The sequence below is a fragment of the Polaribacter marinus genome, assembly GCF_022662535.1.
Taxonomy (GTDB): Bacteria; Bacteroidota; Bacteroidia; order Flavobacteriales; family Flavobacteriaceae; genus Polaribacter; species Polaribacter marinus.
Genome location: NZ_JAKQYM010000004.1, coordinates 160,181 through 176,128, shown reverse-complemented (window position 1 = coordinate 176,128; position 15,948 = coordinate 160,181). Strand labels below are relative to the sequence as shown.

The 15,948-nt window shown below is 29.5% G+C and carries 11 protein-coding genes and 1 pseudogene; 6 read left to right on the top strand and 6 right to left on the bottom strand.

Translation table 11 applies throughout. From position 1 onward, the window contains the following. Positions 1-5 precede the first annotated feature (5 nt). Together MC378_RS07470 and MC378_RS07465 are read left to right on the top strand one after the other, a co-directional pair. On the top strand, positions 6-1,955 hold the full coding sequence (locus MC378_RS07470; RefSeq protein ID WP_242178131.1) for an OmpA family protein: 1,950 nt from the start codon (positions 6-8) through the stop codon (positions 1,953-1,955). A gap of 160 nt (positions 1,956-2,115) precedes the next feature. Further along, positions 2,116-2,853 carry a YoaK family protein gene (locus tag MC378_RS07465; RefSeq protein WP_242178130.1) on the top strand — a complete coding sequence of 246 codons (738 nt, stop codon included), beginning with the start codon at positions 2,116-2,118 and terminating at the stop codon, positions 2,851-2,853. A gap of 7 nt (positions 2,854-2,860) precedes the next feature. Here MC378_RS07465 and MC378_RS07460 read toward each other — a convergent pair whose 3' ends face one another. From MC378_RS07460 to MC378_RS07445, 5 genes and pseudogenes are all read right to left on the bottom strand, one after another. Next, complete coding sequence (locus MC378_RS07460) at positions 2,861-3,415, bottom strand: thioredoxin family protein (protein ID WP_242178129.1); 555 nt, start codon at positions 3,413-3,415, stop codon at positions 2,861-2,863. Positions 3,416-3,533: 118 nt separating this feature from the next. After that, positions 3,534-4,745, bottom strand: a complete 1,212-nt coding sequence (locus MC378_RS07455) for a BaiN/RdsA family NAD(P)/FAD-dependent oxidoreductase (protein ID WP_242178128.1) — start codon at positions 4,743-4,745, stop codon at positions 3,534-3,536. Positions 4,746-4,880: 135 nt separating this feature from the next. Further along, positions 4,881-5,828, bottom strand: a complete 948-nt coding sequence (locus tag MC378_RS07450) for a GYDIA family GHMP kinase (RefSeq protein WP_242178127.1) — start codon at positions 5,826-5,828, stop codon at positions 4,881-4,883. Continuing rightward, positions 5,828-6,319: a DUF1569 domain-containing protein gene (locus MC378_RS15460; RefSeq protein WP_420851005.1), complete on the bottom strand. Its 492-nt coding sequence runs from the start codon at positions 6,317-6,319 to the stop codon at positions 5,828-5,830. The genes MC378_RS07450 and MC378_RS15460 overlap by 1 nt, the downstream gene beginning before the upstream one ends. Next, positions 6,293-7,561: pseudogene (locus MC378_RS07445) on the bottom strand (hydroxymethylglutaryl-CoA reductase, degradative); the annotation flags it as partial. The pseudogene MC378_RS07445 and the gene MC378_RS15460, both read right to left, overlap by 27 nt. Positions 7,562-7,704: 143 nt before the next feature. Here MC378_RS07445 and MC378_RS07440 point away from each other — a divergent pair. The 4 genes from MC378_RS07440 to MC378_RS07425 all read left to right on the top strand — a co-directional run bounded on the left by MC378_RS07440 (position 7,705) and on the right by MC378_RS07425 (position 13,901). Beyond that, positions 7,705-9,906 (top strand): S9 family peptidase, encoded by a 2,202-nt coding sequence (locus MC378_RS07440; RefSeq protein WP_242178125.1) that lies wholly within the window; start codon positions 7,705-7,707, stop codon positions 9,904-9,906. Positions 9,907-9,918: 12 nt separating this feature from the next. Next, entirely contained in the window at positions 9,919-11,481 is a 1,563-nt protein-coding gene (locus MC378_RS07435) for a peptide MFS transporter (protein ID WP_242178124.1), read from the top strand. Positions 11,482-11,556: 75 nt separating this feature from the next. Then, complete coding sequence (locus MC378_RS07430; protein ID WP_242178123.1) at positions 11,557-13,326, top strand: peptide MFS transporter; 1,770 nt, start codon at positions 11,557-11,559, stop codon at positions 13,324-13,326. Between the two features lie 92 nt (positions 13,327-13,418). Further along, complete coding sequence (locus MC378_RS07425; protein WP_242178122.1) at positions 13,419-13,901, top strand: thioredoxin family protein; 483 nt, start codon at positions 13,419-13,421, stop codon at positions 13,899-13,901. A 20-nt stretch (positions 13,902-13,921) separates the two neighbouring features. On the opposite strand, the gene MC378_RS07420 is transcribed toward MC378_RS07425, so the two are convergent. Further along, entirely contained in the window at positions 13,922-15,937 is a 2,016-nt protein-coding gene (locus MC378_RS07420; protein ID WP_242178121.1) for a ComEC/Rec2 family competence protein, read from the bottom strand. Positions 15,938-15,948: the final 11 nt, after the last annotated feature.

Sequence of the window (15,948 nt, the reverse complement as noted above, 5' to 3'; positions counted from 1 at the left end):
TATTTATGAAAAGATCTATAAAAATTATGTTAGTCTTTTTGAGTTTTTCTTTTATAGCTCAAGCACAAACGGCTATAAAATCAAGAGGAGACAAAGCTTATAAAGAGAAAGATTACGTTACGGCTATTAAAGAGTACAAAATAACATCTGAATCAGCTGAGCTCTCAGAAAAACAATTATTAAACTTAGCAAATAGTTATTATAAAATAAGAGATTTTAAAAATGCTGCTGAAAAATATATCAAATATGTGAGCAACAAAGGTGACTTAAGTTTAACACAATACAATCAATACTTACAGTCTTTAAAATTATCTAATTATAATGAAACTGTAATTACTGATGCTATTAATACGCAATTAGACAAATTACCTCAACCTGTAATTAAAAGATATAATTATATAAAAGAAGAACCTCAAAGAGAAAAACCTTTTTCTAGAACAATAACTTCTTACAATTTAGAAAATTTAGACATAAATAGCCCTAGTTCTGACTTTGGTGTTACTTTATTTCCAAACTCAACTTTAATGTTTAGCTCTTCTAAAGAAAATGTAGTATTTAATAAGATTTATAAAAAAATAAATCAACCTTTTATAAACATTTATGAGACTAAGCTTATTAATAATGCTATTGATACTTTAACCACAAAAAAATATGTAGAAGAGTCTATGAAACATTCTTCTTCTCCATTTTATGATTCTTTATATAATAGATTGTTTTACAACCAATCTGAAAGCAAAAACAACAAACTAAAATTTAATGGGTATAAAAATAATTTTAGAATTGTTTACGGTTTTGTAAATGACAAAATGGAAATTGAAGACGCATATTATTATCCAAGAGAAACCAACGGATATTCTTATGGCCATCCTTACTTTGATAAAGAAACAAAACGCTTGTATTTTGTTTCAGATATGCCAGGTGGCTACGGAGGTACAGACATCTATTATGTAGAAATGAATACAGAAGGCATTACTTCTGAGCCTGTAAACCTAGGTGAAAAAGTAAATAGCTTTGGAAACGAAATGTTTCCAAGCATCGTAGACAATCAATTATATTTTTCTTCGGATTTATTTATTGGTAAAGGAGGTTTAGATGTTTACACATCAAAAATCAATAACAAAGACTTTGATTACCCTCTACTTTTAGAAGGCCCTATAAACTCTTCTGCAGATGATTTTACATACCTAATAACCGAGGCTAATAAAACAGAAAAAAAAGGATATTTCTCTTCAAATAGATCGGGAGGTAAAGGAAGTGATGATATTTATTCTTTCTTAGAATATAAAACTATAAAAAAAGTACAAGTATCTGGTTATGTTAGACAGGAAGGTAAAGAAGATGTTTTTATCCCAAATGCAACTATTCAAATTTCTAATACTGAAGGAAAATTAGTAAAATCTATTTTAACTGATAATTCAGGAATGTACAATGTTTTATTACCTATCGATCAAGATTATGTCTTTAAAGTAGATAAAAAAGGATATGTTGCTACATCAGGTAAAATTTTACTAGCAGAAATAGACAATACAGATCCTATTTCTAAAGATTACTATATGATAAAAGAATTGGTTGAAGATAAATATGGAAACCTAAAAATTAACTTAGAGCCAATTTACTTTAACTTCGATGATGCAAGCATCACGCCAAGGGCAGAAAAACAATTACAATTTGCTATTAACTATTTAAAGAAATATCCAGCGGGTAAATTTAAATTAGAAGCACATACAGATTCTAGAGGTAGAGAATCATACAATTTAAAACTTTCAACAAGAAGAGCTAAATCTGTATATCAATATCTAATCTCAAAAGGCATATCTGCTGAAAGAATCGTTTCTGTAAAAGGATATGGAGAAACAAGATTAATCAATGACTGTAAAAATGGTGTAAAATGTACCGATGAGCAGCATGAACAAAATAGAAGAACAGACTTTGTTATTGTTGAACCTAAAAAATAACAATTAGTTACTTTCTAATTTACAAAAAAAGGATGAACATAAAGTTCATCCTTTTTTTATATAAATTTTCATGGATTATATCAATACCGTTTGTACTAAAAATTTAACTTTACACTATATTTAATTTCTACTTTTAAAACTAAAAGATAAATAAGACAGCATGTTTAGACATCAAGGTAAAAATAGAACTTTAAAACACAATCTACGCATTGCTACAGTTTTGTCATTTGTAGCCGGAATTGTAAACGTAACTGGTTTTTTATCTTTTAAACAACTAACAACTAACGTAACTGGTCATTTTGCCTTATTTATCAATGATGTAGCAGAATTTGAGGTTTGGAAAGGCACAATATACTTCTTATACATATTTTCTTTTCTCTTTGGCTCATTTTTATCAAGTGTATTGATAGAGAAGTTTAATGAAAATAAACAGCTAAATGTTTTCTTTATTCCCACAATTATAGAATCTATTGTATTAATTTCAATAGGATTATTAAGTGATCTTATTAAAATAGAATTCCCGAATATCATTATTTGCTTGCTTCTTTTTGCTATGGGTATTCAAAATTCATTTGTCACAAAAATTTCAAATGCAATTGTTAGAACAACACACCTTACAGGGTTGTTTACCGATTTAGGTATCGACCTATCTCAACTATTTTTTCCAAGATCACATCCACAAAGAGAAAAATTGAAAGCAAATATCAAGCTCCGAATATTTATTATTTCTTTCTTTTTTGCGGGTGGTTTAGTGGGTGGATTATTATATTCTAAATTCAACCTAAAATTAAACACTCTTATTTTTGCTGCTATTATTTTACTTATGAGTCTTTTTTATGATGATTTAAGATATCGACTGATAAAAACTCATAGAAAGTACACTCAAAGAAAAAAATAGAATCAAATTACTTCCATTTGATTCCACAACCCATACTTGGTTTTTGGTTTTCTAAAACAGGTTTGTTTTCTAACAAGTTGTCTAAAGAACTTCTTAAATCTTTTCCTGTAACCGGTTTTCCATTTCCTGGTCTAGAGTCATCTAATTGTCCGTGATACACCGACTTTAAGCTGGCATCAAACACATAGAAATCTGGAGTACAAGCGGCATCATATACTTTTGCTACAACTTGAGTTTCATCATACAAATACGGGAAAGGATACTTTAACTCTTTTGCTATTTTTTGCATTAATTTAGGAGCATCTTGCGGATAATTTTCTACATCATTAGAACTAATTGCTATAAAATTAATCCCTTTTTGTTGATATTCATTGGCCATTTTTACCAATTCATCATTTACATGAATTACAAATGGACAATGGTTACAAATAAACATAATTACAGTTCCTTTATCTCCTTTTACGCTATCTAAAGTAAGAAAAGTAGCATCAACTGTATTTAATAATTTAAAATCGGGTGCTATTGTTCCGTTTTTAAATTCGTTTGATTCTGTTCTTGCCATAACAATTAGTTATTGTTTTTACTTGTTAATTTATCTTTCCAAAATAAGCCTTTTTAGGCAATTAAGGAATCATATAATTATGATACGATTTCTCCTATCATAGAAATGACAATTAATATTAATCCTCTGCCAAAGCATTCGCACAAATAAACCCACCAGTCCAAGCATTCTGAAAGTTAAAACCTCCAGTAACGGCATCAATGTTTAAAACTTCTCCAACAAAGAATAAATTTTGATGTTTCTTACTTTCAAAACGTTTAAAATTGATTTCTTTTAAATCGATTCCACCAGCCGTTACAAATTCATCTTTAAAAGTAGTTCTTCCATTTGCATTGTAGATTCCTTTGGTTAATTGATTTGCTAAATTTTCTAATTGCACACTACTTAAATCAGCCCAATTATGAGTTTTAGAAATACCCGAAAACAAAACAAACCGCTCCCACAATCTTTTAGAAACCTCTACAAAAGGAGATTTTAAAATGACTGTTTTTCTAGGTTCTTTCTTTTTTAAATTTAATAAAACATTCAATACTTTATCGGTAGGTCTAGACAACCAATTTACTTCTACGTTGTATTGGTAATTTTTATCTGCTAAAATTCTTGCTCCAAAAGCAGACAATTTTAAAATTGCTGGCCCACTCATTCCCCAATGGGTAATTAACAAAGGACCTGATGCTTCTAATTTTGTTCCAGAAATCGTAACCGTAGCATTCGGAACCGAAGTCCCTAATAAATCTACCAAACGTTTGTCATTGATATTAAAGGTAAACAAAGATGGAACAGGCTCTATTATAGAATGATCTAATGTTTTACATAAATCCCAAACTTTCTTAGAACTTCCTGCAGCGATTACTAATTTATCAGCTTCAAAGTTTTGCTCTTTTGTGTTGATAACCCATTTATTATCTTGTTGAGAAACCGAATTTACACCAGAGTTTGTCAACACTTTAATGCCTAAGTTATCAACAGCTTTTTGAAAACAATCTATAATTGCTTGACTAGTATTCGCCTCTGGAAAAACACGATTATCATCTTCTATTTTTAAAGGAACCCCTCTATTTTCAAACCATTCAAAAGTATCACCGGTCATAAATTGATGAAAAGGGCCTAACAATTCTTTTTCTCCTCTTGGATAAAATTTCACCAATTCTTTTGGCTCAAAACATGCATGTGTAACATTACATCTTCCACCTCCAGAAATCTTTACTTTTTGTAAGACATCTTTTCCTTTTTCAAGAATCGTAATATCTAAATCAGGATTATTTTCTTTTGCATTAATTGCTGTAAAATATCCTGCTGCTCCACCTCCAATAATTATTACTTTATTCATTTTTTTCTTGTATAAAACCTATCAAGAACTACGTTCGCTACTTTCATACAAAATATTTTTGCTTTCAGTAATGCTCTAGGAGGCATTTAGAATATTAATTATCAGGTCAAACTCAGTCAAAACCTAATATATTTATTATAAAACCATCTGATGATAAGTCAAAATAGTTTCGAATCCTTTCTTTTTAAAATATGCTGGTGTTGATGAATTTCCTGTTACTAAAACAAAATCTCCCCCCCATGCACCTAAACTTTTTATAGCTCCAAAATAATCTGGAAATAATTTTTCTTTTACTGTTTTTAATTTGATAATAGAACTGATAATTTGCTCATGCTCAACAATTAATTTTTCAAATTTTTCTAAGGATTCAACTTTTAATAATTCTTCAGAAATTTCTGAAATCCTTTTTATTTCTTTACCAAAATTAATATCACTTTCTCTAAATTTTGCAATTCCTTCTTTTGAATCTTGTTTTTGATTTAGATATACAAAAAATAAATTTTCTTTAAAACTTGGGTTAAATTCAACTTGCTCTACTTTAGGTGTCATCTCAAGCTCAGACGAAAGAATATTTTCTATTTGATAAAAAACAGGCGTATCATTTTGTGCACAAGCTACATCATAACCACTTCCTTTAAAGGAATTCCATAAGAGCTTAAAAGCATCTACTTTTGCCCAAGAAGCCATTGAATTGATTAAGGTTGATGAGCTTCCTAACCCCCAGTTTCTCGGGAAATTTAGCCTTGTTTTTACTACAAATCCATTTTCTGATTCTAAAAAAGCTGGATTTAAGTTTTGGGCTTCTTTTAAAATATCCAACAAGGTTTCTGCAATAACTTCTCCACTTCCTTCTTTATCAGAATTAAAGGTACAACTAATTAAACGCAATTTTGGTAAATCAAAAACTGCTTCAAACCAACATTCACCTGTATGTGTAAAACTTCCCCAAATAATTTGAGGTTCGTCTATTTTTTCGACAATTAAATTTTGTCCAAATTTTGTGGGTACCGCTAAAGATTTTGCACCATCCAAAACTAGGTATTCTCCTGTTAATAAAAGTTTTCCGTTAGAATAATAATTCATTATACGAGACCAAATTGTTTAAAATGATGTGTAAAATGTTTCACTTGAAATTTCTTCCAATAGTCAAAATCCAATTCCCCAAAAAAGGGATGAACGATGATCCTGTTTTTATCATCTGTAAAGACTTTTACAAATACTTGAATTTGGTTAATTAAATCATCAATTGCCGCATCAATAGAAGTAAATTTTAAATCATTGGGTTCTTCTGACAAAAACGAAGCTTTAAAACCCATTTGCAATTCATTCTCTGTGTTTAAAAAAGGTCTTCTACGAGCCATCTTATCATCAGAAACAAAAGCATCAACTTTCCAATTTCCATTAGCAATTTGTGTAACCGCACTTAAGTGTTCAATCATTTGCTGACTATTCATTTTTCCAAAAACAGGAGCATTATCTACTTTTAAAGTACTTAGTTTCGCTCTAACTTCATCAAAATTTAAAAAATCAACCCAACTTATTATTGGTTTTCGTAATTGATTAAATTTGGTCACTACTGCAGAATGAGAAACTGTTCTTTTATCAAAATAATTCGTAATTTCTATTTTTTCTTCCTCAGTTGCACCTAATTGATTTAAAATATTCTGCAAGTGCATTTTCATGTGTCCATGCTGAATTCCTTTTGTTGTTAAGGCTCTTAAGGCAGCAAAATTTTGTGCCAAACCTGCTGCTGCCATAACTTGCATTAATGTTCTTGCAGATGGTTTTTGCAACATTTCTAAAGACAATTTTGCCATTGGGTGTAAAGCGGTTAATCCGCCAACAGTTCCTAAAGCTAATGGTAATTCTATCCAAAACTTAAAAATTCCATCATCAATACTACAATGTGACAGACTTGTGTATTGTCCAGAACGAGAAGCATATGCATGCACACCTGCTTCTACTGCTCTAAAATCATTTCCTGTTGCTAAAACAACCGCATCAACGCCATTCATAATTCCTTTATTATGAGTAACAGCTCTATAAGGTTCTATTTCTGCAATTTTTATTGCTTGGTAAAATTTTTCAGCAAATTTTTGTGGATTTTCTCCGCCCAATTCTTCAATCTTACAACTCACTTCTGCCCTTACCAAACATTCTGGAACGTAGTTAGAAAGAATACTCATTACAATCTCTATTTCATCATTTCTAAACTCGTTAGCAATTGCCTCTAAGCAAGAGTTAATAAAGTTTGCTCCCATTGAATCTTTCGTTTCAAAAGTGATGTGTAATTGATAATAATTGGCTAATTTATCTGTTTTGTCTACTAGTTTTATATCTAATATTCCACCCCCACGTTTTTCCATGTTTTTGGTTATGGAAGCTGTAGCTGCAAATAACTCTGTTTTATTAGTATTGAAATATGTTTCTAAATCAATTTTATTACCTGCAAACATAAAATGTACTTGCCCAATTTTGGTTGTACCAATTACTTTGGTTTTAAAGCCTCCTCTTGTACTCCAAAATTTTGCCACTAAAGAAGCCGCTGCAACTACAGAACTTTCTTCTACAACCATAGGAACAGCATAAACTCTATCGTTAATGATAAAATTAGGAGCAACACCCAAAGGCATATAAAAATTAGAAATTGTATTTTCTATAAAATCATCGTGAAGTTGTTGTAAATCATTGTCAATATTCCAATATTGCTTAATAATTTTTACAGTGTCTAGTGTATTATTAAAGTAATTTTCTGCTAGCCATTGAATTTTTTCTTCTTTGGTTAATTTTGAAAATCCTGAAATTATTTTGCTCATATATTGTTCTATAATCGATCAACAACAAATATAATTCAATCTCGCAAAAGAAGATGTTATATTCAAGATTTATCATTTTTTAAGACATTTTTTACTGATTTTTCCGTAAACTTGGCAAACTTTTATTAAATATTTTGATTATAATGAAAAAAGGAATCCTTTTAGCAACTATTCTATTGCTTGTTAGTTTTAATACTATCTCACAAACAACTTTAAAACAAAACTCAAACACAAAAGAAATTACATTAGAAGAAATCTGGAACGGGACATTTTATGCAGAAAGAATGAATTCTTTAAACTCAATGAATGGTGATTTTTATTCTTTACTAAATTACGATAGACAAACAAGATCAACAACAGTAGACAAGTACAGTTATAAAACATTAGAAAAAATTGAAACAATTGTAAGTAGTTCGGATTTAAAAGATTTAAACTCTTTTTCTTCTTATAGTTTTAATAATGATGAAACCAAACTAATTTTAGGGACAAATTTTCAGAAAATATATAGACATTCTTTTAAAGGAACTTTTTATGCCTATGATATTGCATCAAAAAAATTAAGTTTAATTGGCGAAGGAATTCAAGAACCAATTTTTTCTCCAGACAACCAAAAAGTAGCGTATGCAAAAGACAACAATCTTTTTATTAAAAACTTTACAACGAATAAAATAACTCAAATTACAAATGACGGTAAAATAAACAGCGTCATAAACGGAATTACCGATTGGGTTTACGAAGAAGAATTTGCCTTTGTTAGAGCTTTTGAATGGAGTAAGAATAGTAAGTATTTAGCTTTTTTACGTTTTGACGAAACGGATGTACCTACTTTTTCTATGGACATTGTTGGTAACGACAAATACCCAACTCAACAAGTTTTTAAATATCCAAAAGCAGGAGAAAAAAATGCAGATGTTACCTTACACATGTATGCTGTTTCTACTAAAACTACAAAAAAAATCTCTTTAGGTGATTACGAATATATTCCAAGAATTAAATGGTCTAATGATGCAAACACTCTAGTTGCTACAACTTTAAATCGTCATCAAAATAATTTAAACCTTTATAAAGTAAACGCTGTAAAAACAAGCGCTACTTTGTTGTTAAATGAAACGGATAAAGCTTACGTTGACATTACCGATAACCTTACTTTTTTAAATGACAATAGTTTTATTTGGACTAGTGAAAAAGATGGATTCAATCATATTTATCATTATGATTTTAACGGAAAACTTATCAATCAAATTACAAAAGGAAATTGGGAAGTAACCAATTATTACGGCTACAACAAAGACAAAAAAACAATTTACTATCAATCTGTAGAAAATGGTTCTACAAACAGAGGTATATACGCTATTGGTTTAAATGGAAAAAACAAAAAATTATTAACAAATAAAGACGGACAAAGTAATGCTGCTTTTAGCAAAAACTTTAACTACTTTATCAATACATACTCTTCTGCAAAAATTCCACCAGTTTATTCTTTGTATTCTGGAAATGGAAAAAGGTTAAAAGTAATTAAAGACAATACCCAATTAAAAGAACGATTATCTAATTATAAAATAAGTCCAAAAGAGTTTTCTACCATCAACATTAATGGAAACGATTTAAATATGTGGATGATAAAACCTCTTGATTTTGATGAGAATAAACAATATCCAATGTTGATGTTTCAATATTCGGGTCCGGGTTCTCAACAAGTTGGAAACACATGGAATAGCAGTAACGATTATTGGCACAACATGTTGGCACAAAAAGGAATGATTATTGTTTGTGTTGATGGGCGCGGAACAGGTTTTAAAGGAAGTGATTTTAAGAAATCTACTTATTTAAACTTGGTAAAATATGAAACGGAAGATCAAATTGCTGCGGCAAAAAAACTAGCAAAACGCTCTTATATTGATGAAAATAATATAGGGATTTGGGGTTGGTCTTTTGGTGGGCATATGAGTACAAATTGTATTTTAAAAGGAAATGATATTTTTACTACAGCCATAGCAGTTGCTCCTGTTACTTCTTGGCGTTTTTACGATACGGTTTATACAGAACGTTTTTTAAGAACTCCCCAAGAAAATCCAAAAGGATATGATGAAAACTCACCAATAAATTATGCAGAAAAATTAAAAGGAAAATACTTATTAGTTCATGGAACGGGTGATGATAATGTACATGTACAAAATAGTTTTAGAATGATCAATTCTTTAATTGAAGCTAATAAACAATTTGATATGTTTATTGTGCCAGACAGAACCCATGGAATTTACAAAGGAAAAAACACTCGTTTAAACTTATTCACAAAAATGACTAACTTTATCGAAGAAAACTTAAATAAAAAATCAACTAAATAATAAAGATAAATTATGAGTAATACCGCTAAATTACCACATCAAAAAGAACTTTTTGGACATCCAGTTGGATTATACGTTTTATTTTTCACTGAAATGTGGGAACGTTTTTCATATTATGGGATGCGTTCTATTTTAGTAATTTATATGATTGCACAAGCATCAGATAAAAACGGCCCTGGTTTAGGATGGACAGAGTTAGAAGCCTATCAATTATATGGCTGGTATGTAATGTTGGTGTACCTCATATCTATTCCTGGAGGGATATTAGCAGACAAAGTATTAGGTCAAAAAAAGACAGTAATGTTAGGCGCTGTACTTCTATCTATAGGTCATGGAGTATTAGCCGTTGAGCAAGACTGGGCATTTTTTACAGGTTTAGGTTTTATTATTATTGGTGTTGGGTGTTTAAAACCTAATATTTCTACAATGGTTGGTGGACTTTATAAAAAAGGGGATATCAGAAGAGATAAAGGATTTAGTATTTTTTACATTGGAATTAATTTAGGCTCTCTATTAGCAACATCTTTTATTGGATTGGTAGTAGCAAAATGGGGATGGCACGCTGGATTTGGTCTTGCAGGAATTGCAATGATTTTAGGTTTACTAGTTTATATTTGGGGGCAAAAATACATTACTCATGTTGGTAATAAAATGTCATTAGAAGATAAAAAAAGTGATGTTTCTATTGGAGAATTATTTAATAATATTTTTAAATCTCCTGTACATTTAGGAATTATGACTGTTTTAATAATAATATCACTCTATTTTGGATATACTAAAGAAGGTGTTGATCATTGGGGTTACGGAGCTCTTTTTGTGTTTTTATCTTTAGTTATTGGACTTTTAATGATGATCTATAAAGATTTAGATTCAAAAATAATGAAAGATCGATTCTTAGTTCTTTTATTATCATTTCTATTGGTAATTGTTTTTTGGGGAGCGTTTGAACAAGCTGGAGGATTAATGAGTGTTTATACAGAACAAAAAACAGATAGAATGTTATTTGGTATGCTTATACCCACTCCTATGTTTCAAGGTTTAAATGCTGGTTTCATTATTTTATTAGCGGTTTGGGTTGCTAATATTTGGGCAAAAAGAAAACTTAAAAATAAAGAAGCCTCTTCATTATTTAAAATGGCAACAGGAACCATTATTATGGGACTTGGTTTTGTTTTTATGATTCTTGCAGTTAGAGAATATGAAGCAAATGGTAGTTCTGGTATGCAATGGTTAATTTTAGCATATTTATTCCATACGATTGGTGAATTATCTTCTTCACCTGTATCTTTATCATTTGTTACAAAATTAGCTCCTGCAAAATATGCATCGTTAATGATGGGGTTATATTTTGCTGCAACGGGTCTTGGAGGTAAAGTTGCAGGTATCTTAGGGGAAAAATCAGCTGAGTTTGGTGAATATACTATTTTCACTGGAATCGTTGTGTTTACGGTAATTTTCGGATTAATTGTAATTGCGTTACTAAAACCATTAAAACGTTTAACACATGGAGCTGAAGATAATGAAGTTGAAATGCACAATAATGAAGCCGAAGGCTTTGAATTAGCAGACAACTAAAACAAGGCATATTAAAATCTTTTTTAACTAATGTTATTAAGATTTTCTATTTCTATATAAATTAAAATAAATTTTATGAGTACAAATCTTGAAAGTCTTTTTAAAGACAAAGTTTTAGGGCACCCGGCAGGGTTATTCGTTTTATTCTTTACTGAAATGTGGGAACGTTTTTCATACTATGGAATGCGTGCGCTTTTGGTACTTTTTTTTACGGCTTCTTTACTAGATGATGGTTGGGGTTGGCCTAGAGAATGGGCCTTTGCCATTTTTGGAACTTATACTTCTTTAGTCTATTTATCAACTATGGTTGGTGGGTATTTTGCAGATAACGTAATCGGAATTAGAAAAGCTGTGGTTATTGGTGCTTTATTAATGACCCTTGGACATGCTTGTATGGCTGTAGAAACTTCATTTTTTATTTATGTAGGACTTGGCTTATTAGTTATTGGTAGCGGTTTCTTTAAGCCTAATATGACTTCAATTATATCTGAAATGTATGCAGAAAAACCAGAAAAAAAAGATGGTGCTTATACTATCTTTTATATGGGGGTAAATGCAGGAGCTTTTTTAGGAATTCTTCTTTGTGGTTATTTAGGTGAAAAAATTGGTTGGTCATGGGGATTTGGAGTTGCAGGAATTTTTATGTTATTTGGCTTATTACAATTTTGGTATGCTCAAAATATTTTTGGAGATATTGGTTTAACTCCTAAAGATAAAGACGAAGATGTTATTGATACACTAATTAATAATGACAAAAAAATAATAGATGAAGAGCAAAGAAATCCTTTTACAGGAATTCAAAAATTATTAATATTATGTTCTTCACTTCTAGGTTTATTGTGGATTTTCAATGATCCAATTTCAAAAATATCCGAAGGAAAATATAATATTTTTCCATTTGAATTTATGGGATATGCTGGATCAACAATAGCAATAATTGTGGCTTTTGTATTATTTGTAGTTTTACTAATAATCAGAATACCTAAATACACTCCAATTTTAAGAGACAGAATGTTAGCTGTAATGTTCTTTGCTTTTATTACCATCTTCTTTTGGGCTATCTTTGAACAATCTCCAAGTTCATTAACCGTTTTTGCTAGAGACTATACAGATAGAGTTTTAGAAGGAAATGCTGGTTTTATTTTTAAAATTATAAATTCACTTATGACTTTGATTCCGTTGGGAATTATAACTTGGGTTTTATATTTACTTTTTCAAAAAACATTTGCAAAATACAAGTGGTCTAACATCTTTTTATCTATTAGTTTTCTTCTTATTTGGATAATTGCTATTGGTATGTTATCAAAAGAATTTCAAAAAGATACAGCAGAAATTCCTGCTTCTTGGTTTTCAGTTTTAAATTCTCTCTACATCATTACTTTAGCTCCATTATTTTCTAAATGGTGGGAAAGCAAATACAATCCTAATGCAAATATGAAGTGGGCTATTGGAATGGGATTATTAGGCTTAGGAATGGCAGTTATTGCGATTGGAGCTGGTGGCATTGAACCTGGAGCAAAAACTGCTTCTGTAAGTATTATTTGGCTAGTTTTAGTTTATTTATTTCACACAATGGGAGAATTATGTGTATCTCCTGTAGCTTTATCTTATGTTTCTAAATTAGTACCAGCACGTATGATTGCATTTATGTTTGGTGTTTGGTATTTAGCTGTTGCAATTGGAATGAAATTAGCAGGTGTATTTGCTGAATCTTCAGAAGCAATCGCTCAGGAAAAAGGATTGAGTAGCTTTTTCTGGCTATTGACTTTTATATCATTTGGCTTAGCTGTTTTATCTGCAATATTATATCCTGTTATAAAAAAATTAATGCATGGAGTAAAATAATTAAACCTTTTATAAATTTAAATAAAAGCATCGAAAACCGATGCTTTTATTTTTTTTTGTAAATTTGGCACATACTTTGCGACTATAAAAACATGAAAAAAATTATTTTCCTTTTTACGTTTTTCTTATTGAGTTTTGCTTTAAAGGCTCAAGATAAGATCAATTGGCTTTCTTTTGAAAAGGCTATTGAATTGAATGAAAAAAAACCTAAACCAATTTTAATTTCTATTTATGCGAATTGGTGTGGATGGTGTAAAAAAATGGATGAAGAAACTTATTCAGATAAAGAAATCATTAATTATGTTAATGAAAATTTTTATGCTATAAAACTAAATGGAGAAGGTAAAAAAGACATTACTTACAAAGATTATACTTTTAAATACCAAAAAAAAGGCAGAAGTCAATTTCATGAATTAGCTGCTGTTTTAACTGAAGGAAAACTATCTTATCCAACTACCGTTTTTATGAACAATAAAGAAGAGATCCTTTATAAATTACCCGGTTATCTTTCAAAAAGGGTTCTTAAAAAAAAGTTGATTTCCTATAATCAAAAACACGTAAAAGTAAGCAAATAATTTAGTGCTAAAAAGAGTCGTTACTCCCTTAAAACAAACGCACCTTTTTCTCCTGTATAATGAAAAGGCAGGCCTTCATCTTTGCCAATTAATTTCCATCTATTTATATAACTTTTATAATTAGATCCATCTGCTATAATAATAGTGGGTTGTAATTTTTTAATTAGTCTCCTCAAATTAATTTTTGGTGAATATTGAAGAACAACAATGGGTTTTATTAAATTTTCTAGTTTATAAACTCCCAAACTATCTACTAATACAATTGTAGCATCATTAAACTTTAAGATATTTTTAAAATCTATTACTTTAACTTCACGAATTCCTTCTACCAATTTGTATTGTTGAATACTATTTTCTTTTATCAATAAACTATCTCGACTATGAGCTAAAAATAAACTATTCCCTAATCTATTTCCTATGATAGATTTTCTACTTTTATGAAAAACAACGAACTCCTTTTTTATTTTATTTTGACGTTTCTCTAACAAAAAAACAACTTGAACAAAAACAATAGAAAGTAAAAAATACTGCAAAATTTTTGCTCTTTTTTTTATAATAAACTGCAAGCCCAAAAACATAAAAACGTAGCAAGTAATCATCATTAAAAAAGAAAGATATAATTCTTTAAAAAGAAAATTTTCTTGATGAGAAATCCAACTTACAAAAGCATTCATCCAAGAAATAATTGTTGCATAAATATTTGCAAGAAATGAAGGTAAAATGTTAAAAATTGCAAGAATGATAACACCTATACCACATCCTAAAATAATTCCTAAAAAAGGAATAATCACTAAATTAGACACAAAAAACAATCCTGGAAACTGATGGAAATAATAAATACTTAATAATAAAACTCCTACTTGCGCAGCAATAGAAACGGTAAATAATTTCCAAAAAAAATCAAACCCTTTCAATTTTATCTTCCAAATTGCATAGAGTTTTGGTTGAATCCATACAATTCCAAAAACGGCTAAATAACTTAATTGAAAACCTACGTCAAACAAAAACATTGGCTTTAATATTAGTAAGAAAAGCATAGAAGATATCAGTGAAAAAAAAACTACATTTTTACGTTGAAGAGATTGACCAACTGCTAAAAAAGTAAACATCGTTACTGCCCTTACAACAGAAGCAGAAAGTCCTGCTACAAAAGCAAACATCCAAAGAGACAAAACCACAAAAATTGTTTTAAAAACCTTTCCTTTTTTAAAATTTTCAAGAGGCTTAAAAAGAAAAGATAAAATCGATAACAAAACACCAACATGTAAACCAGAAACTGCTAAAATATGTATGCCACCTGCACGAGAATAATCTTCGATAAGTTCTTTAGAAATGTCTTGCCTTTGCCCTAATAACAAAGCATTAATGACAGCCAATACATCATTTGAAAATGAGTATTTTTTTAATGATTTTTGAACAGCACTTCTAAACTTTGCAGAAAATCCAAGTAAAGAAAATGAAACCGATTTTAACTTCAAAAATTGACTCCTATCAATAAAAATCTGATGGTGAATCCCTTGTTTTGATAAGTATGATTTGTAATTAAATTGATGCGGATTTAAAGGTGGGATTAATTCTTTTAATTTTGTACAAAGATATATTTGATAATCTACTTCTACTCCATTAAAAAGGCTATCTTTTTTTATATTTAATAATACAGATCCTTTTGTTTTCTTTTCATCAACTTTTACTACATCAGCTTCGTACTTATAATAATAGTTTCCAGGTTTTAATATTTTTTTTATTCTTAAAATTATAGCTGATTTATCTTGTAAATGATACTGATAATAATTACTATAATTTCTATCATCGTTAGTAAAAGTAGTAAAGACACCTAGTAAAAAGAAAATTAAAAAACTTAAAATTGTTCTTAAAACCTTGTTTTTAAAAGTATACAAGGAAATCATTAAAATCAAAAAAACAATAAAGGTTTCTACAAATTTTAATTGCCAAAAACCTGTGTAATACTGAATAATAATCCCCAAAACAAGAAGCACTAAAAAGTGCATGGGTAAATAATTAAATAGCCTTTTCATTGCAAGATAAA

What these genes read in the sequence shown, in the direction of transcription:
- MC378_RS07460 (WP_242178129.1), bottom strand. Translation starts at nt 3,415, where the DNA reads ATGGCAAGAACAGAATCAAACGAATTTAAAAACGGAACAATAGCACCC.
- MC378_RS07440 (WP_242178125.1), top strand. Translation starts at nt 7,705, where the DNA reads ATGAAAAAAGGAATCCTTTTAGCAACTATTCTATTGCTTGTTAGTTTT.
- MC378_RS07420 (WP_242178121.1), bottom strand. Translation starts at nt 15,937, where the DNA reads ATGAAAAGGCTATTTAATTATTTACCCATGCACTTTTTAGTGCTTCTT.
- MC378_RS07465 (WP_242178130.1), top strand. Translation starts at nt 2,116, where the DNA reads ATGTTTAGACATCAAGGTAAAAATAGAACTTTAAAACACAATCTACGC.
- MC378_RS07435 (WP_242178124.1), top strand. Translation starts at nt 9,919, where the DNA reads ATGAGTAATACCGCTAAATTACCACATCAAAAAGAACTTTTTGGACAT.
- MC378_RS07455 (WP_242178128.1), bottom strand. Translation starts at nt 4,745, where the DNA reads ATGAATAAAGTAATAATTATTGGAGGTGGAGCAGCAGGATATTTTACA.
- MC378_RS07425 (WP_242178122.1), top strand. Translation starts at nt 13,419, where the DNA reads ATGAAAAAAATTATTTTCCTTTTTACGTTTTTCTTATTGAGTTTTGCT.
- MC378_RS07470 (WP_242178131.1), top strand. Translation starts at nt 6, where the DNA reads ATGAAAAGATCTATAAAAATTATGTTAGTCTTTTTGAGTTTTTCTTTT.
- MC378_RS07450 (WP_242178127.1), bottom strand. Translation starts at nt 5,828, where the DNA reads ATGAATTATTATTCTAACGGAAAACTTTTATTAACAGGAGAATACCTA.
- MC378_RS07430 (WP_242178123.1), top strand. Translation starts at nt 11,557, where the DNA reads ATGAGTACAAATCTTGAAAGTCTTTTTAAAGACAAAGTTTTAGGGCAC.